16 protein-coding genes are annotated in these 17,394 nt (G+C 44.6%); 9 read left to right on the top strand and 7 right to left on the bottom strand.

Going from position 1 to position 17,394, the window contains the following annotated elements; translation table 11 throughout:
- Nucleotides 1-9 precede the first annotated feature (9 nt).
- From mqnC to CLV59_RS05945, 3 genes are all read left to right on the top strand, one after another.
- Nucleotides 10-1,134: a cyclic dehypoxanthinyl futalosine synthase gene (gene mqnC / locus CLV59_RS05955; RefSeq protein WP_111591106.1), complete on the top strand. Its 1,125-nt coding sequence runs from the start codon at nucleotides 10-12 to the stop codon at nucleotides 1,132-1,134.
- A gap of 199 nt (nucleotides 1,135-1,333) precedes the next feature.
- A complete protein-coding gene (locus CLV59_RS05950; RefSeq protein ID WP_111591105.1) occupies nucleotides 1,334-1,963 on the top strand; it encodes a hypothetical protein in 630 nt (209 codons plus the stop codon).
- A 91-nt stretch (nucleotides 1,964-2,054) separates the two neighbouring features.
- Complete coding sequence (locus CLV59_RS05945) at nucleotides 2,055-2,597, top strand: GNAT family N-acetyltransferase (protein ID WP_111591104.1); 543 nt, start codon at nucleotides 2,055-2,057, stop codon at nucleotides 2,595-2,597.
- On the opposite strand, the gene CLV59_RS05940 is transcribed toward CLV59_RS05945, so the two are convergent.
- Both CLV59_RS05940 and CLV59_RS05935 read right to left on the bottom strand, forming a co-directional pair.
- Complete coding sequence (locus tag CLV59_RS05940; RefSeq protein ID WP_111591103.1) at nucleotides 2,594-4,048, bottom strand: amino acid permease; 1,455 nt, start codon at nucleotides 4,046-4,048, stop codon at nucleotides 2,594-2,596. The genes CLV59_RS05945 and CLV59_RS05940 overlap by 4 nt on opposite strands.
- Before the next feature lie 135 nt (nucleotides 4,049-4,183).
- Nucleotides 4,184-5,074: a hydroxypyruvate isomerase family protein gene (locus CLV59_RS05935; protein ID WP_111591102.1), complete on the bottom strand. Its 891-nt coding sequence runs from the start codon at nucleotides 5,072-5,074 to the stop codon at nucleotides 4,184-4,186.
- Between the two features lie 161 nt (nucleotides 5,075-5,235).
- Between CLV59_RS05935 and CLV59_RS05930 the strand changes: the two genes are divergently transcribed.
- Nucleotides 5,236-5,523, top strand: coding sequence for a hypothetical protein (locus tag CLV59_RS05930; RefSeq protein ID WP_111591101.1), 288 nt, complete (start codon nucleotides 5,236-5,238; stop codon nucleotides 5,521-5,523).
- Nucleotides 5,524-5,601: 78 nt separating this feature from the next.
- Here CLV59_RS05930 and CLV59_RS05925 read toward each other — a convergent pair whose 3' ends face one another.
- A complete protein-coding gene (locus tag CLV59_RS05925; protein ID WP_111591100.1) occupies nucleotides 5,602-8,472 on the bottom strand; it encodes a TonB-dependent receptor in 2,871 nt (956 codons plus the stop codon).
- A gap of 38 nt (nucleotides 8,473-8,510) precedes the next feature.
- The gene (locus tag CLV59_RS05920) at nucleotides 8,511-9,320 is read right to left on the bottom strand and encodes a GLPGLI family protein (protein WP_111591099.1); all 810 of its coding nucleotides are present in this window, start codon (nucleotides 9,318-9,320) and stop codon (nucleotides 8,511-8,513) included.
- Nucleotides 9,321-9,494: 174 nt separating this feature from the next.
- Between CLV59_RS05920 and CLV59_RS05915 the strand changes: the two genes are divergently transcribed.
- Nucleotides 9,495-10,922, top strand: a complete 1,428-nt coding sequence (locus tag CLV59_RS05915; protein WP_170137656.1) for a sensor histidine kinase — start codon at nucleotides 9,495-9,497, stop codon at nucleotides 10,920-10,922.
- Nucleotides 10,923-10,952: 30 nt separating this feature from the next.
- Nucleotides 10,953-11,636, top strand: a complete 684-nt coding sequence (locus CLV59_RS05910) for a response regulator transcription factor (RefSeq protein WP_111591097.1) — start codon at nucleotides 10,953-10,955, stop codon at nucleotides 11,634-11,636.
- A gap of 5 nt (nucleotides 11,637-11,641) precedes the next feature.
- On the opposite strand, the gene CLV59_RS05905 is transcribed toward CLV59_RS05910, so the two are convergent.
- On the bottom strand, nucleotides 11,642-12,490 hold the full coding sequence (locus tag CLV59_RS05905; RefSeq protein WP_111591096.1) for a sensor histidine kinase: 849 nt from the start codon (nucleotides 12,488-12,490) through the stop codon (nucleotides 11,642-11,644).
- Between the two features lie 86 nt (nucleotides 12,491-12,576).
- Between CLV59_RS05905 and pheS the strand changes: the two genes are divergently transcribed.
- The 3 genes from pheS to CLV59_RS05890 are packed head-to-tail and all read left to right on the top strand — an operon-like array spanning nucleotide 12,577 to nucleotide 15,507.
- Nucleotides 12,577-13,605 (top strand): phenylalanine--tRNA ligase subunit alpha, encoded by a 1,029-nt coding sequence (gene pheS, locus CLV59_RS05900; protein ID WP_111591095.1) that lies wholly within the window; start codon nucleotides 12,577-12,579, stop codon nucleotides 13,603-13,605.
- Nucleotides 13,606-13,617: 12 nt separating this feature from the next.
- A complete protein-coding gene (locus CLV59_RS05895; protein WP_111591094.1) occupies nucleotides 13,618-14,466 on the top strand; it encodes a 3-hydroxyacyl-CoA dehydrogenase family protein in 849 nt (282 codons plus the stop codon).
- Nucleotides 14,467-14,523: 57 nt separating this feature from the next.
- Nucleotides 14,524-15,507 carry an NAD-dependent epimerase/dehydratase family protein gene (locus CLV59_RS05890; RefSeq protein WP_111591093.1) on the top strand — a complete coding sequence of 328 codons (984 nt, stop codon included), beginning with the start codon at nucleotides 14,524-14,526 and terminating at the stop codon, nucleotides 15,505-15,507.
- Here the strand turns inward: CLV59_RS05890 and CLV59_RS05885 are convergent.
- Both CLV59_RS05885 and CLV59_RS05880 read right to left on the bottom strand, forming a co-directional pair.
- Complete coding sequence (locus CLV59_RS05885; RefSeq protein WP_111591092.1) at nucleotides 15,493-16,167, bottom strand: hypothetical protein; 675 nt, start codon at nucleotides 16,165-16,167, stop codon at nucleotides 15,493-15,495. The genes CLV59_RS05890 and CLV59_RS05885 overlap by 15 nt on opposite strands.
- Before the next feature lie 123 nt (nucleotides 16,168-16,290).
- Complete coding sequence (locus tag CLV59_RS05880; RefSeq protein WP_111591091.1) at nucleotides 16,291-17,238, bottom strand: UDP-3-O-(3-hydroxymyristoyl)glucosamine N-acyltransferase; 948 nt, start codon at nucleotides 17,236-17,238, stop codon at nucleotides 16,291-16,293.
- Between the last annotated feature and the right edge of the window lie 156 nt (nucleotides 17,239-17,394).

Here is a 17,394-nt window from a genome sequence, read left to right as displayed (position 1 = left end):
GAAAGCACAATGGAACTACAGGAGTTATATAAGAAGGCGCAGCAATTTGAATTTCTGACTGCAGAAGAAGGAGTATTCTTATTTGAAAATGCACCATTGGCAGAACTGATGCAGATTGCCAATGAATTGCGCAAGCAACAGGTACCACATGGTAAAGTTACCTGGCAGATAGACAGGAACGTGAACACCACCAACGTGTGCACGGCCAACTGCAAGTTTTGTAATTTCTACCGTATCCCGGGACATCCGGAAGCCTATATCACTGGTATTGATGAGTATAAACGCAAGATTGAAGAAACCCTGAAATATGGTGGTGATCAGTTGTTGCTGCAAGGAGGCCATCACCCTGAATTAGGGCTGTCCTTTTATGTAGATCTCTTCAAGCAGTTGAAAGGCCTTTATCCTGAATTACGTTTACACACGCTGGGCCCCCCAGAAGTGGCACATATCACCAAACTGGAAAAAAGTACCCATATTGAAGTGCTGAAGGCGCTGAAAGATGCTGGTATGGATAGTTTGCCAGGCGCCGGTGCAGAAATCCTGAATGATCGCGTACGTCGACTGATTTCAAAAGGTAAATGTGGCGCACAGGAATGGCTGGATGTAATGCGTGCAGCGCATAAGCTGAATATCGCTTCATCTGCCACCATGATGTTTGGTCACGTGGAAACTGTATTGGAGCGCTTTGAACACCTGGTGGATATTCGTCAGGTACAGAGCGAGAAACCAGAAGGACATTACGGTTTTACCGCGTTCATTCCATGGACCTTCCAGGATGTAGATACATTGCTGGCACGTATCCGTGGCGTTCATAACATGACTACCTCTGAAGAATATATCCGTATGATTGCGATGAGCCGTATTATGTTACCGAATGTCAAAAATATCCAGGCTTCCTGGCTGACAGTAGGTAAACAGGTGGCACAGCTCTGTTTGCATGCTGGCGCGAACGATTTTGGCTCAATCATGATTGAAGAGAACGTAGTAAGCGCAGCAGGCGCACCGCACCGCTTTACTTACCGCTCTATGCAGGAAGCGATCCGTGAAGCAGGGTTCGAACCACAATTACGCACCCAGCTCTACGAATTTAGAGATATCCCTGCAAGCATAGAAGAACAGGTTATCAACTACTAATAAAACTTCTTCTTTATAATATTTTCAGGAGGCATTTTCGCAACGAAAATGCCTCCTTTTTTATTGTATTAATCTTATTCTAATGTGTTCAGTTGCAACGCGTTAACAAACCTTAAAAGGATGTTAAAACGAGTTGTTGCATGTTACATATTGCCTCCTGTTACGTCTAACAATAAACACTCAAACCAAAGGAGGGTATATGAAAAAGCTTGGATTTTTAATAGCTGCGCTGGCGATACTGACTGCAACGGCATGTACCAGTACAAAGGTTACTTCTTCATGGAGGGCCAATGGTGCTCCGCAATTGCAGCGAGATCAGAAAATTATGGTGTTTGCCATGGTGCCGCAAAGGGATATGGCACTCCGTAGCCAGATGGAAAATTATACAGTTTCTGAACTGAGACGGAAAGGATACAACGCTTCATCAGCCCTGCAGGAATTTGGTCCACAGCAGTTTGGCCAAATGGGCGAAAAGCAGGTAGTTGGTAAACTGAGAAGTAGCGGTGCAAGCCAGGTATTGACTATCGTCATGCTGGATAAGGCAAGACAAAAACAATATGTACCCGGTGGCGTATATTACCCATACGGACCTTATGGCTTCTGGCCATATTACTCCTGGTGGTACGGTAGTATGTATACTCCCGGATACTATACTGTAAACACGAAATACCAATGGGAAGGCAACCTGTACGATCTGCAGAGCGGACAGTTGCTGTATTCCGTTCAGTCCAAATCATTTGATCCTCCTACCACCACAAGGATGGCTGTGCTGTATGCACAACAGGTAGTGAAGGATATGACCAGACAGCAGTTACTGGCCAACAACTAAGTTAGTTCAGGTGCAAAGGTAAAAAGCGGGACCCTATTATGGTTCCCGCTTTTTTTATTAGTTTAGCCCCTTTTATTCCCTTTTCCCGGCTATGATTGAGATTCCAGTTAATGAAACACTATTCCTGAAACAGCTGCAACCAGAAGATGCTCCGCATGTTTATCAGCAGCTGGAAGTCTCCCGCAAACAGTTGCGCCGGTTCCTCCCTTGGGTAGATTACAACACAAAAGAAGAACATAGTCTTCGCTTCATTGAACTGATGAAACGAAAAACGGAAGAGCAGGAAGCGCTGGCATTAGGCATTTGGTCTAATCACACTTTCTGCGGCGTGATAGATCTGCATAACTGGGATCACCAGTTACAGAAAGCAGAAATTGGTTACTGGGTTGGCGCTGCATTCCAGGGAAAAGGTATTGCAACTGCCGCTTCTAAGGCCTTAATCAGTTACGCGTTTCAGCGTCTCCATATACATAAAATTGAAATACGCTTCGTTCTTCAAAACGAACAAAGTGGCCGTATTCCCATTAAATTAGGCTTCTGCCGGGAAGGAGTTCTTCGTGCCAATGCCAAACTACACGGCCAGTTTGTGGACATGGTCGTGATGGGCGTATTGAAGGAAGACTGGCATTTCTAGGCCTTTTCAGCGGCTCTCACCCGGCTGTTTTTCTTGCCATAGGCGTAATAAATCACCATTCCGATTGCCATCCAGATGATTAGTCGCAGCCAGGTATCCAATGGCAACGACACCATCATTGCCATGCAGGAAATTATACCCAGAATAGGCACCAGCGGTACCCATGGCGTACGGAAAGCGCGCGGCGCATCCGGCATGGTGTAGCGCATGATCCAAACGCCTGCGCATACCATCACAAATGCCAGCAAAGTTCCAATACTGGTCATCTCTCCTACTACCTTTAATGGTACAAAGGCGGCAAATAAACTGATGAAGATGCAGAACAGAATATTGGATTTCCACGGTGTACGAAAACGTGGATGTATTTCTGAGAAAATCTTTGGTAAGAGGCCATCCTTTGACATGGCGTAAAAGACGCGGCTTTGCCCCAGCAAATCCACCAGTATAACAGAGGTATATCCTACAATAATGGCGAGCAGAATAGCCTGTCCCAGCCAGGTATAAGGCGTATGCGCAATCGCAATAGCCACTGGTGCGCCACTGTCTTTGAATTCCTTATAGGGCGCCAGGCCTGTCATTACATGTGCAAACAGGATGAACAATACTGTACAGATAGCCAGAGAGCCCAGGATACCTATAGGCATATTTTTGCGGGGATTTTTCGTTTCCTGTGCCGCTGTACTGATAATATCAAATCCCAGGAACACGAAGAATACAATCCCTGCGCCACGGAAGATACCGGATACGCCAAAATCACCGAATTTACCTGTGTTCTCCGGGATATATGGCGTCAGGTTGGCGGGTTGAATATACTTCCAGCCCAGCGCAATAAAAACAAGCACCACGCCTACTTTCAACGATACCACAATTGCATTCCAGATAGCAGATCCTTTAGTGCCACGAATCAGGATCAGCGACATCATAATGACTACCAGCGCTGCCGGAAGATTGATGATACCGTTTATCGTTTCGCCGGTATGGGAAGTGAATGTTTCGAAAGGAGAATGTAGCCAGCGTTCCGGCAAATAGATATTGTAGTTAGAAAGGAATTTCACCAGATAGTTAGACCAGCTGATAGCAACAGTAGCCGCGCCCACAGAAAACTCCAGCACGAGGTCCCACCCTATTATCCAGGCAAATAATTCGCCCATCGTAGTATAAGCATAGGTGTAGGCACTGCCGGCTACAGGTATCATAGATGCGAATTCTGCGTAACATAATCCTGCAAAAGCACAGCCAATGGCAGCAACTACAAAAGACAACGTAACGGCAGGACCGGCATGGTTGGCAGATGCAATTCCTGTTAGTGAAAAGAGGCCCGCGCCAATGATAACACCTAATCCCAGCATCGTGAGCTGAAATCCATTCAGCGTACGCTTCAGGGTTTTGGCGCTGTCGTCTGCTGATTCAGCGAGCAGCCATGATAGTGGTTTTTTGTAGTATTGCTTCATTACTCTACTGTTTTTGTGGACTAAGTGCCGGCAAAGGTAAGTGGGGGAAGATAACAATCAAAATAAAACATCCGTTTGAAGGGAAGGTTCAAACGGATGTCATTGATATTTAATGAAATAATTGTTGTTGGGAGATTAGATGTCGCAGATATGAACGGCTTTATTCAGCGAAGCCAGCGGATCTGGTTGTGCAGGAACGAACTCCTGTGCTACATATCCTTTGAAGCCGGTATCATAGATGGCGCGCATGATAGCAGGGTAAAAGAGTTCCTGGCTATCGTCGATTTCATGTCGGCCTGGAACGCCGCCGGTATGATAATGTGCGATGTATTGGTGATTATCGCGGATGGTGCGGATTACATCTCCTTCCATGATTTGCATATGGTAGATATCATAGAGGAGTTTGAAGTTTTCGGAGCCCAGCGATTTGCAGAGATCCACGCCCCAGTTGGTGTGATCGCATTGATAATCATGGTGATCTACTTTACTGTTCAGTAGTTCCATGACTAAGGTTACATTTTTCTTCTCTGCGTATCCCAGGATGCGGCGCAGGCCTTTGGCGCAGTTTTCAATACCTTGTTGTGCATCCAGGCCATTGCGGTTACCGGAGAAGCAGATCAGGTTTTTGAAGCCGGCTTTGGCGGTGGCGTCAATATATTCTTTGAAATAGGCTTCCAGTTTGTCGTGGTATTCCGGATTGTTGAAGCCTCTGGTGATGCCCCAATCCTTTCCGTTACTGGCCACCATGGCACAGGTCAGGTCATTTTTTTTGAGGATATCAAAGTCCTTTGGATTTACCAGATCGATGGAGGTGATACCGATTTTCTTTGCGGCTTTGCAGAGATCATCCAGAGGGATTTGATAGCACCAGGCGCAAACGGAGTGGTTGATTTTTCCTTTCAGTTTGTCTTCCATAACGTTTTCGTGTGCCGATACTCTGTTTGCCAGTCCTGATATTGCAGTAGATGCTACCGCCATGGTAGCCACTTTCTTTATCATATCGCGGCGGGAGTTTTTCTGAGGCATATTAAGTGTTTATAATACCATTAAATGTAGGGCAAATAAATTGTAATTGCAAGGTAATTGGGAGCTGTGGCAGGAGAACATAACTTATTCTTTAACTTTGCTGTAACAATTGCCTGATTTGGTAAGTAATTTGTTTACGTAAAGAAAAGCGGAGGTGGAATATGGAAAAAAGATATACTCCCAATTTATGGCTCTGTGTATTCCTGGATCTGGTGGGATGCGCCAGTTATGCCATCCCGGTATTAGGCGAAGTAAGTGACGTTGTTTGGGCCCCTATCGCAGCATTTATTTTCTATCGTATGTTTGGCGGTACTTTAGGTTCCTTCGGCAGTATATTTACTTTCATTGAAGAGTTGTTCCCCGGAACAGATATTATTCCCTCGTTTACTTTGGCGTGGGTTATCAGGCGGGTTTTTGCCCCGCAGCCGAAAGGTGCAGTTTCCAGGTAAGCGCAACCTACTTTAAACACAAAGGCAGCAAGGATTTTATCCTTGCTGCCTTTCATATTTTAGCAATAATGAAGTCTATCAGAATCCTCCTGGTCTGAAGCCACCGCCACCACCGCCGCCGCCACGGTACATGCGCATGCCCCGATCCATTCCCTGTCTGTCGCCGCGATTGTTGGAATTAGGTCCACCGAAACGGTTCAGGAAATAGGTAAAGCTGAGCATAAAGTACTGTTGCAGTACATTGGAACGGGTGTCTCTGATAAAGTTATCAGTAACAGACCTGGATACAGAAGCGTATTGTCTCAACAGATCAAAGCCCTGGAGTTTAATTAATCCTTGTTTTTTGGGGAATACATACTTAGCGATGTTCGCATTCCACAGGGTGGATGCGACGTTGTTTCCTGCTGAGAGTCCACTGCTTGTTATGTAATTGATATCTGAACCAATCATAAATCCTTTAGGCAGCGTTACGTTTACATCTGCGTTCAGGGAGTAATTCATATAATTGGCATTGGAAGATTTAGTCAGTGTATAACGAACAATGTTATACGAAATACTGCCGCCGGCAGACACGTCCAACCAGTCTTTCAGCATATAATTCACATTGGCATTTTGGGCCAGGTTAATGGTATTGCTGAAGTTTTTCTGCATATCGTTCAGGGATATGTCGCGACTGTAACTAACGCTGGTTCCGGTGTTCAGGTTTTGCCCCGGCGTTTTGGACAACGGAATGGAATTATGTAAGGTGCCGCTTACATTGTAATATCCGTTCACGTTTACCGGCATACTGATCGTTTTACCGGTAGTGGAATCATACCTGTTGGCATTGATAATTTTATTACTACCAAATCCGGCGTTCAGCATGGCGAACATGCCACGGAAAGTCTGGAAGTTAAAGGTGTTATAGTTTACCGTAATGGTATTGTTATAAGATGGTTTCAGGTTGGGGTTACCCAGCTGTATGTACAATGCATCGCTGTTGTCCGGAACGGGTTGCAATTGCTGTACGGTAGGTTGTGTGGTAATACCGCTGTAGTTAAGACGCAGGCGCTTGTTTTTGGAAAAGGTATAGTTGAAAGTCGCGTTAGGTGCGAAATTCAGCGTATGCTGCGTAATAGTGCTATCTCTCTTTGTTCTGAAAGAATAAGTATCGTTGTCCAGATTATTGAAGATAAGATTCAGTCCAATGGAATAATCATACTTCAGTTTTACGGTACGAATAGCGAAACCTGTTTGCTGATTGATCGTATGGTTATCAAAAATATTACTCAGCGAATCATTCCTATGATTATAATTCAGTTTGGCAGAATCATAATCAAAAGTGAAGCGTTTGGCATTGCTGGTATAATTCGTGATGCCATAGTTTACCTCCAGGTACCTGTCTTTAGAGATAGGTTCTGTATAGGTGAGATTCGCGCTAACATTCCTGCTGTCGCTATTATTCGTATTCATCTGGTTATAGGATGAATCTTTCCTGATAGCGTTGTTAAAGAAAGTTGTATTGGAGATAACCGTACTTGTCTGGTCGGAAGAGCTATTATTATAGCCCAGGTTCAGACTGATGGTACGGCCTTTCTTTTTGAAGCGTTTTTTGTACAAGATATTTCCACCGAAAGAGGACGTATTTCCTTGTCCGTCGTTATAGGTCGCACCTTTGTTGATCGTATCCTTGTTGTTACTGCCGACGGTAGAATACACGTTGTAGGAGTTGCTGTTGGCATTTGTCAAGGAATAGGTGGGGGTGAAAATGATCGAGTTGAAAGAGTCTATATTATATTCCAGTCGTACATTGAAGCGGTTGTTTGCATTTTCCGTGTTCGATGCCGTATTGGTATATTGGAAGTTAGAGTAGTTTGGCTGAATATTTTGTTGAGTTGTATTCTGTAATACATTGACTTTGTTGTCATTAAAGAAGTAACTTCCGTTCAGTATTAGTTTATTAGAATAGGTCTGATTGAAGTTAATGCCTGTATTCCAGCTACTGGTGATACCTGCCGGCACTGCAGTAGAAGAGCCTGTACCCATACGAACGGCGCCACGGCCAGTCCCGCCTCCGCCGTTACCTGCACGGCCAAAGCTCATTTGGTTTTGAGCGGTGAATCCAAGGTTATTCACGTTGTTGCCGCCACCGATGATAGATAATTGTTGATTATCGCGGAATCGGTTGAGGTTAAAGTTCAGGCCATATCTATCATCTGTTCCATAGCCGGCAGTAGCGCGGCCGAACATACCTTTCTTCTTATCTTTCTTGATGACGATGTTGATGGCTTTCTCTGTTTGTCCATCATCAATCTGTGTAAATTCAGCCTGATCGGACTTTTTATCTATCAGCTGTACTTTATCAATAATATTCGCGGGTAGGTTTTTGGTAGCGAGTTTAGGGTCGGTACCGAAGAAAGGTTTACCATCTACCAATACTTTGGTAACGGTTTGTCCTTGTGCTGTAATACCGCCGTCTTTATCTACCACTACGCCTGGTAATTTTTTCAGGAGGTCTTCAACGACGGAGTTCTCTCTTGTTTTAAAGGCGTCAGCATTGAATTCCAGGGTGTCTTTCTTCACCACGATAGGTGGTTTTTCTTCCAGGATTTCAACGCCTTTGAGGTCAACGCCTTTATGTTCCATAGCGAGGTTGCCGAGATTGACCTGTTTATTGTCGGCAGAAATAGTAATAGGTTTGTATACAGATTTATACCCCATAAAGCTGAGGAATAGTCGGTATGATCCATCTGCGATGCCGGTAATTTCGAAGTTTCCTTTATTATCGGAAACGGCGGTGTTGGCGACGGAAGAATCTTTTGCGTGCAGCAATACAACAGTAGCAGCGGGTAAGGCTTCTTTGGTTGTCTGGTCGGTTAGTTGGCCTTTAATCTTTCCTAGTGACGACTGAGCCAGGGCGTTAGTAACGCCCAAACCCAATGTCAGTAAGATTATTAGAATTCTCTTCATAATAGGAATTAGCGGAAAAATGTAAGATACTGCTGTTTCTAGTTCTGTTGTTGCCGCTTACGTAATTTTTCCATTTCGTCTCTTCTCAGGTCCCGCATTTGATCTTGCGATATTTTCTGAGCGTCTGCGGGCAGAGCGAGGTCGGTGTCCGTTACTGGTTTAAGCGTTACTTTCTGTGCTGTAAAGGAGCGGTTACCACCTTCTGCAGAGAGGATTACTGCGTTGCTGTCTGGCAATAATCCATTGATTGGAGAATAAGCAAAAGGTAGTTCCGTGGTGTACCAAATGGTGTAAGTATCATCTTTTAGCTTAACCGTAGCCTTCTTACAGGTATAACCTGCAATTTTTTTGGTCTTATCTGTATTCTGAACATTAGAGGCAATAATAAAGTCCTCTTCAGTAAAATACGTTTTTCGATCGTCTCCGGATGTTGAGAACACATTTTGATATTTCTTATGTTGCAAATCTACCAGCTGGTTGCCCATTCCGCCTCTGAATCCACCTCCCTGGCCGGGGCCTCCACCTTGGCGTCGTTGGCCCTGTTGGGTGGCGGAATCGCCTCTCTGACCATTTCTTCTGCCTCCACCGAATCCGCCATTACCCCCAAAATCAGGACGATCTGTCGTCAGTTTGCCTATTCCATTATTAAAAGTAAAATGTTGCTGGAGTGTAACTACATCGGGAATATCAGCGCTATTATCATTGTTGTTACCCTGGAATCGGGCCATTCTTTCACGGTCAATACGCTGAGTTACCTCATAATCAATAACGCCTGATTGCTGCGCAAACAGGGATGAGGATAGGGGCAGTAACGCTGCTGCCAGTACCAGCCGGGATAGTAGATTCATAAATGGTTGTTTTTATATGCAAAAATCTTTATTCGAGCCATTATTGAGCGTTAAATACCATTATTTACTGTTAATTATTGTTAAGGTTTTGGTCGCTTTCCCGGCGGATTGGATAGTTTTGTCAAAGTTCAAAATAGACTCATGCGTCAGCGTATTAGAATAACTCTTACCCTCATGATAATTTGTATACTTGGAATCATCCTATTCCAGGGATACTGGTTATACAACTCCTATCGATTTAACGAAGACCAATTCAGCCGGGGAATCAGTGATGCACTTCGTAGCGCCACCTTCTTTCAACGATATTCAGACGTTCGCCGATACATAAGGTACTCTCTAAAAGACGAAGATTCTTCAAAAAAACCGATTAAAGGTTATGTGATGATGATGGAAGAGCTGGGACCTAACAGAGACAATCGCCCTGCTGTAGCCAGTTCTGACAGATTGATTCAGGTCAGACCGGTAGCCCGGCAAGCAGATGATTCTTCCTCACCTTCACGCCTAAACGGAGATACTACTGATTCTCATATTTCAGAAATCATTATCACCAACCACAACAGGGATAGTGATAGCACCGTTCTCGCCAGAGTAGACTCCGCGTTTAAATCAGAACTTAACAGCAGGCAGATAACAACAAGGTATAAACTCGATACGTTTCACATGAACTTCAGCGGTCTTGAAAGAGGGAGTTTCAAAGACAGCATCCGTCGTAGAATGCCCAACAGGACAAGGAAAGTTCCCGTTAAAGAAGGTAGTAATCTGTTTGTGCAGGCAACTTTTGAATCGCCACTTCAATTTGTTATCCAGAAAATGCTCTGGACTTTGATTGCTTCCCTGATACTAATGATACTTACGGTACTTTCTTTCGTTTATATGCTCCGCACAATTTTAAAGCAAAAGAGATTATCCGAAGTAAAAAATGACTTCATCAACAACATGACACATGAGCTGAAAACACCTATTGCTACTGTGTCTGCGGCCGTTGAAGCCTTGCAGCATTTCAATGCATTGAACGATCCGGAAAAAACGCAACGTTATCTCAATACATCAAAACAAGAACTGCAACGACTTTCCGATCTGGTTGAAAAAGTATTGCATATTGCAACAGAAGAAAAAGAAGAGATCGAATTATTTCGAGAAGAAACCGATCTGAATGAAATTATCGATAACATCCTATCTAATCATCAGTTAAAGTCTAATTCGTTACAGTTACGATATGACAACAATCTAAAACGGGAAACTGTTTACATAGATAAATCACATATTGCAAATGCCATCAATAATTTAGTGGATAATGCCATTAAATACTCCGGTGAAAAGCCGTATGTTCACATCCAGGTATCGGACGAAAAAGGGATGTTGAAAATTCGTGTGAAAGATAATGGCATCGGCATTCCCCGCTCCTACCAAGAGAGCATATTTGATAAATTTTTCAGAGTGCCAACAGGAAATTTACACAAAGTAAAAGGCTTTGGTCTTGGCCTCAGTTATGTCAGAAAAATTGTGGAGCTTCATGGTGGAACCATTATGGTACATAGCGAACCCGACAAAGGCAGTGAGTTTATCATTACCATTCCGGCAACTAAATCTGCAATAAAATAATTTCAGCGCAATTTTGATTCAATTCATATTATGGCAAAAGTATTACTGATAGAAGATGAGTGGCAACTTGGAGAGATTGTAAAAGACAGTCTTGAAATGAGAGGCTTTCATATGTTATACGCTTCCGACGGAAAGGAAGGCCTGCAGCTATTTCAACAGGAACGACCGGATGTGGTGGTCCTCGATATTATGATGCCCAATATGGACGGATTTTCGGTTACTACAGAAATCAGAAAACTGGATAAATTTACCCCTATCATATTTCTCACCGCAAAATCACAGACTGCCGATGTGGTGAAAGGGTTTGAATTAGGAGGAAATGATTATCTGAAAAAACCGTTCAGCATGGATGAGCTGATCGTACGTATCAAAGCGTTGCTCAAGCGTTTTGAAGATCAGCCTCCCCGCAACCTGGAAGAAGGCGCCGTTGTAATCGGACAGTACTTGTTCAACTATGCCAAACAGACACTTACCCGGAATAATAATACAGAATTCCTCTCCCATCGTGAAGCAGAAATTTTAAAGAGATTGTATGACAACCGGAATGAAGTGATGGAGAGAAAAACAGTGTTGCTGGACCTTTGGGGAGATGATAACTTCTTTAATGCACGTAGTATGGATGTGTTTATCACTAAGCTCAGAAGATACCTGAAAGATGATACCCGCATTCAGATTGTAAACATACGTGGCGTAGGTTACAAGTTAATTTTATAGCCTGTTCAGGCACTCATTGCTGCGGCCATTTCCGGGTTTACTTCGAACGTGATACAAACCCGGGTGCCGCCAGGGGCGTTGTTTTCATCTGCAAGATCTTCGATTTCCAGATTACATTGGGCATTGAAAGAGCTACGGTAAAGTTCTATTCTTTCCATACAGATTTCCATGCCTTTGGACTGATGTGCGCCCGCCTTCAGATCCACATTGCAACGCAGAGAGGCCAGGTTTCTGCCAATACCATTATCTTCCACTTCACAGCGAAGCAGATTGTTTTGCTGCATACTCCATCTCACCTGCAGGTGTTTATCTCCATCTTTAGCCATCAATCCATGCCAGATGGCATTTTCCAGGAATGGCTGCACCAGCATGCCAGGCAACAGGGTATTGTCCGGGTCAATAGCAGGATCGATATAGAAAGTATACTCAAATGCCTCACTGGTACGGAGTCGTTCCAGTTTCAGGTAATAATCTAAAATTTCCATTTCCTCTTTCAGGCTGATGAGGCTGCGGCTGGAGTGCATGAGTACCATGCGGAGAAGCCTTGCAAATCCCGAAATATATTCCCTGGCGCGGGTATTCTCCCCTGTTACAACGGCGCTATGGATACCATTAAGGCAATTGAACACAAAATGGGGATTTATCTGCGATTTGAGGGTTACCAGCTTCATTTGGGCCAGCTGTTGCCTCAGCAGGGAAACTTCGGCGGATAGGAAAGTATTCCTGCGTTCAAAGGCCTCGGAATGCGCTAACGCGATCTTCAGTTTCCGGCGGGTGGCCAGAAAAAGCACAAGGAATGCAGCCATTCCGGCTGAAAGTAGTACCAGTAGCAGGGTTTGTAGCTCGACAGACATACAGCAAATTGCGATTGAAAATATACGACTTTTAACGTGTTTTATCACTTTGCGGAAGATGCGTTAAACACTTATCTTTGTTGTTTATGGAACAGTTAGTACAGCAAATAGCGGCCCACAAGGACGAAATCCTGGCCTTTGCGCCAGCCAACGCCGCGGATCTGGAGCAATACCGCATCAAATTTCTGGGTACCAAAGGTATCGTTAAAGCCCTTTTTGGGGAAATGAAGCAGGTGCCCAACGACCGTAAGAAAGAATTTGGACAGATATTAAACGAGTTTAAACAACTGGCAGAATCCAAATATGAAGAATTCAGTGAGCTGAAAGATGCTGCTGGAGGCGCTGCCGAAGATATCGACTATACACTGCCGGCTGCCCCTCACAGGCTGGGTACCCGTCATCCTATCAGCCTGGTAAGGAATAAAATCATTCAGATCTTCGAAAGACTGGGCTTCACCATTGCGGAAGGTCCGGAAATTGAAGACGACTGGCATAACTTCACTGCACTGAACCTGCCGGAAAACCATCCTGCCCGCGATATGCAGGATACTTTCTTTATCAGTAAGAATCCAGACTGGTTGCTGAGAACGCAGACCTCCTCCGCGCAAGTACGCGTAATGGAAGAAGGTAAACTGCCTATCCGCATTATCAGCCCGGGTCGCGTATACAGAAACGAAACCATTTCAGCGCGTGCACACTGCTTCTTCCACCAGGTAGAAGGATTGTATATCGCGGAAAACGTGTCTTTCGCAGACCTGAAACAAACACTGTATCACTTCGTGAAAGAAATGTTCGGTGAGAATACCGGCATTCGCTTCCGTCCTTCTTACTTCCCATTCACAGAGCCAAGTGCGGAAATGGATATTTCCTGCTTTATCTGTGGCGGTACCGGCTGTTCTGTTTGTAAACATACCGGTTGGGTAGAAATCCTCGGTTGCGGAATGGTGCATCCTAAAGTACTGGCCAACTGCGGTATCGATCCTGAAAAATATACCGGCTTTGCCTTCGGTATGGGGATTGAACGTATCACCATGCTCAAATACCAAATTAAAGACCTCCGTCTGTTCTCCGAAAACGATACTCGTTTCCTGGAACAGTTTCAGGGGACAGTATAAAGCAATTCCCATATGATCCAAACCATCGCAGTATGCGGCGCCGGTACAATGGGCGCCGGAATTGCACAGGTAGCCGCTAGCAGCGGATTTGCTACTATCTTATTTGACATCGCTCCGGCGATGCTGGACAGGGCCAAAGCTCAAATTGAAAAGAGCCTGGCCCTGGCTGTTGAAAAGAGAAGAATAAGTGCGGAAGAAAAGGAGCAAGCATTGAATAATCTTCGGTTTACCAACAATATCGAAGATTGTATCGCAGATGTCATCATTGAAGCCATCGTAGAAAAACTGGAAGCCAAATCTTCCCTGTTTAACCAGCTGGCGGAATTTAATCATACCGATACCATCTTTGCCACCAACACTTCCTCCCTGTCTGTATCCGCCATTGCTGCTGCTGTGGTGGTGAATCCTTCCAGAGTGGTGGGTATGCACTTCTTCAATCCCGCTCATGCAATGAAACTGGTGGAAGTGATATCTGGCGCGCAGACCTCAGAAGTGGCTGCCAGCACAATTTTCATGTTGGCCAATCAAATGGGTAAAACGCCGGTAAACGTTAAAGACTCTCCGGGTTTCATTGTGAATCGTGTAGCCAGACACTACTACCTGGAAGCGATGAAAATAGCGGAAGAAGGGATAGCGGATTTCAGTACTATTGATCAGCTGCTGGAAGCAGCAGGCTTCAGAATGGGACCATTCGCACTAATGGATCTTATTGGCAACGATATAAATCTCGCGGTATCTCAGTCGCTCTATGACGCCTTTCAACATGCACCGCGTTTTAAACCTAACCGACTGCAGGAACAACGGGTAAAAGAAGGGAAACTAGGTCGGAAAACAGGGCTTGGTTTCTATCGTTATGAGTAATATCCCGCAAACTGCCTATTTTTGGGCCTCCTATATTGTATAAAAGAATTTCTTCTCATGATTTTAGTAACCGGCGGAACTGGTCTTTTAGGTAGTCATCTTATTCGTTCATTGGTGGAAGCAGGGAAACCTGTGCGTGCGATTTATCGCAAAGCACCGGCAGCGCAGCTGCAGGATATCCATCATAAGATTGAATGGGTAGAAGGCGATATCCTGGATGTAGTTGGCCTGGAAGAAGTGATGGAAGGTATCAGGCAGGTATATCACTGTGCCGGAATGGTGTCTTTCACGCCCGGAAATAATGGTCTGAGAAAAGTGAATGTTGAAGGGACTGCCAATGTCGTGAATTGTGCCCTTGATGCAGGTGTGGAAAAGCTGGTGCATGTCAGCTCCGTAGCGGCTCTGGGCAGAGCGAAAGATGGACAGCATATCACGGAAGAAAGCGAATGGGTACCCAGCAAACATAATTCGCAGTATGCAGTGAGTAAGTTTGATGGAGAGCTGGAAGTATGGAGAGGTATTGCAGAAGGCCTGCCCGCTGTAGTGGTAAACCCTTCTATTATCCTGGGTAGCGGTTTCTGGGAAGATGGTTCCAGTGCGATTTTCAAGAATGTATATAAAGAATTCCCCTATTATACCAGAGGTGTAAATGGTTTTGTGGATGTGAGAGATGTTGCCAAAGCAATGATGATGTTGATGGATGCACCTGTCACCGGCGAACGTTTTATACTCTCTGCAGATAACTGGTCTTACAAAGACCTGTTTACCTCCATGGCAAATGCACTACATCGTAAACCGCCGGTAAAAGAAGCCACACCGTTTATGACCGGCCTGGTTTGGCGCGTAGAGAAAATAAAGCATATGCTTGGGGGTAAGTCTCCCCTTATCACCAAAGAAACAGCACATACGGCACAGCTGAAGGTCTTTTATGACAACAAAAAGATTCAGCAATTCCTGCCGGCGTTTCATTTCCGTTCATTGGCGACTACTATTGAGGAAACCTGTCAGGATTTTCTGAGGGATCACTCATCTCAGCAATAAGGTGCCGATAGCGGCTGCAATTACATTGGAAGTATATTCATCGAGGTCATTTCTGACCCATATTCTGGGCACTTTTCCCGGGATAACAGCCGCTATATTCTTCTTTCCCTTTCTGAATACATAACAGATATTCTCATAGGAATTGACCTTTCCGAAGTGATTATTTGCGGAGACACGGATACTCTCTCCTTCTGTACGCAAAATACCAGCGGGTTTATCCTCGTTCAGGTCCATGTATGCGGATGCTTTCAATATCAATTCCCAACGTTTTAAGGGGGCATTTTTGGTGTCTGAGAACAGGGCGTACCAGAATGTTGCCTTGTCGGATTCCCGATCCAGATAGTCCGGTAAATCGCGGTTGAGGAAGGCGATATGGGTAATCTCCATTGCTTGTACCGCTATGCGGGTACCTTTTCCGGAGACGGTGAAGTTGAAGGCATTTTTAGGGGCGGTAATGTTTCCGGTAATGCGTTCGTCTACCCCATTTTTACGGGAGGAAGTGTTATATGGGCCGTAAGTGATGGTTTTAGCAGTGAACCAACCGTCGTCTATGGTGATGTGCCACAGGTTAACAGAGTCGTACAGATCGTCGTTGGGAGTGCGTTGAGCACTGGCTGTAGCGGTGATTAACAGCAGCCAGGCAGCGAAGAGATATCTCATAAAACACATTTATAAACAAAGGGGCTGACTCTTAAAATGGTGCAGTGTAAACGAAACTTGTTGTAATGTTTCACTGGTTATCTTTTGCGTCAGCCCCGAATGTAATATATTTTATGGCTGAGATTAGGAGAGATGTTTAATCTTTTCCCAGATTTCAGGGATACGTTTGATCCATGCCAGTTCTTTCTTTTTAGAGCGGGCTTCTTCAGCAGGATAACCGAAGTATACTTTACCGCCTTCGAGCGAGCTAGGTACGCCACTTTGTGCCAGTACAACTGCGTTTTTGCCGATCACCAGATCTTTAGAAACGCCTACCTGACCCCAGAGGATTACATTGTCTTCGATCAATGCTTTACCACCGATACCTACCTGTGCAGCAAAGAGACAGTTTTTACCAACTACGGTACCATGACCGATATGGATCATGTTATCGAATTTGGTACCGCGACCGATGATAGTATCGCCACTAACGCCTTTATCGATAGTGCAGCCGGCGCCAATTTCCACATCGTCTTCGATGATGACCCTTCCGCAGCTTTCCAGTTTGTCGTACATCACTTCTCGGTCTGCTCTTTTCTTGAAATAGAAAGCGTCTGCGCCGATCACAGTACCTGCCTGAATGATAACATTATCACCGATAACAGAGTGGTCGTAGATGGTTACGTTAGGATGAATGAGACAGTTGCGACCAATGCGCACATGATTGCCAATGAATACGTTAGGTTGAATAACAGTTCCTTCGCCTATCACTGCTGTATCGCTGATTGCTTTGGTAGCTGGTTCAAAAGGACGGAAATGTTTTACCAGTTTTACATAAGCGCTGAATGGATCATCCAGTACAAGTAAAGCCTTCCCATCCGGGCAATCAACTTTTTTGTTGATGATGATAATAGTAGCTGCAGAATTTAAACTGGCAGCATAGTATTTTTCAAAGTCTACAAAGGAGATATCTCCAGGAGTAACCTTATGTATTTCGTTGATGCCGGTGGCCATTAACTGGGTGTTGCCAACCAGCTCTGCGCCTATAATTGATGCGATTTCCGTTACGGCAACAGGTGCTTCGAACTTCATATGATCTGAGTTATGGAATAATTATAAAGTGGAACAAAGGTAGTAAATCAGTATGTGTAAAGATGATTTTCTGAGAGGAAGTTCATGCTATTTTCAAAGATGCATTCTGTTGTTATCCACAATTATTTTAGTAGTGTGAATAAAATTTTTTGTAAA

This window comes from Chitinophaga dinghuensis (assembly GCF_003259435.1).
GTDB lineage: Bacteria > Bacteroidota > Bacteroidia > Chitinophagales > Chitinophagaceae > Chitinophaga > Chitinophaga dinghuensis.
Note: the sequence above shows the minus strand (reverse complement) of the source record. Positions and strands in the feature narration are given on the sequence as shown.

Excerpts from the sequence above, each read along its gene's own strand:
- mqnC (WP_111591106.1), top strand. The coding sequence starts at position 10 with ATGGAACTACAGGAGTTATATAAGAAGGCGCAGCAATTTGAATTTCTG.
- CLV59_RS05950 (WP_111591105.1), top strand. The coding sequence starts at position 1,334 with ATGAAAAAGCTTGGATTTTTAATAGCTGCGCTGGCGATACTGACTGCA.
- CLV59_RS05945 (WP_111591104.1), top strand. The coding sequence starts at position 2,055 with ATGATTGAGATTCCAGTTAATGAAACACTATTCCTGAAACAGCTGCAA.
- CLV59_RS05940 (WP_111591103.1), bottom strand. The coding sequence starts at position 4,048 with ATGAAGCAATACTACAAAAAACCACTATCATGGCTGCTCGCTGAATCA.
- CLV59_RS05935 (WP_111591102.1), bottom strand. The coding sequence starts at position 5,074 with ATGCCTCAGAAAAACTCCCGCCGCGATATGATAAAGAAAGTGGCTACC.
- CLV59_RS05930 (WP_111591101.1), top strand. The coding sequence starts at position 5,236 with ATGGAAAAAAGATATACTCCCAATTTATGGCTCTGTGTATTCCTGGAT.
- CLV59_RS05925 (WP_111591100.1), bottom strand. The coding sequence starts at position 8,472 with ATGAAGAGAATTCTAATAATCTTACTGACATTGGGTTTGGGCGTTACT.
- CLV59_RS05920 (WP_111591099.1), bottom strand. The coding sequence starts at position 9,320 with ATGAATCTACTATCCCGGCTGGTACTGGCAGCAGCGTTACTGCCCCTA.
- CLV59_RS05915 (WP_170137656.1), top strand. The coding sequence starts at position 9,495 with ATGATAATTTGTATACTTGGAATCATCCTATTCCAGGGATACTGGTTA.
- CLV59_RS05910 (WP_111591097.1), top strand. The coding sequence starts at position 10,953 with ATGGCAAAAGTATTACTGATAGAAGATGAGTGGCAACTTGGAGAGATT.
- CLV59_RS05905 (WP_111591096.1), bottom strand. The coding sequence starts at position 12,490 with ATGTCTGTCGAGCTACAAACCCTGCTACTGGTACTACTTTCAGCCGGA.
- pheS (WP_111591095.1), top strand. The coding sequence starts at position 12,577 with ATGGAACAGTTAGTACAGCAAATAGCGGCCCACAAGGACGAAATCCTG.
- CLV59_RS05895 (WP_111591094.1), top strand. The coding sequence starts at position 13,618 with ATGATCCAAACCATCGCAGTATGCGGCGCCGGTACAATGGGCGCCGGA.
- CLV59_RS05890 (WP_111591093.1), top strand. The coding sequence starts at position 14,524 with ATGATTTTAGTAACCGGCGGAACTGGTCTTTTAGGTAGTCATCTTATT.
- CLV59_RS05885 (WP_111591092.1), bottom strand. The coding sequence starts at position 16,167 with ATGAGATATCTCTTCGCTGCCTGGCTGCTGTTAATCACCGCTACAGCC.
- CLV59_RS05880 (WP_111591091.1), bottom strand. The coding sequence starts at position 17,238 with ATGAAGTTCGAAGCACCTGTTGCCGTAACGGAAATCGCATCAATTATA.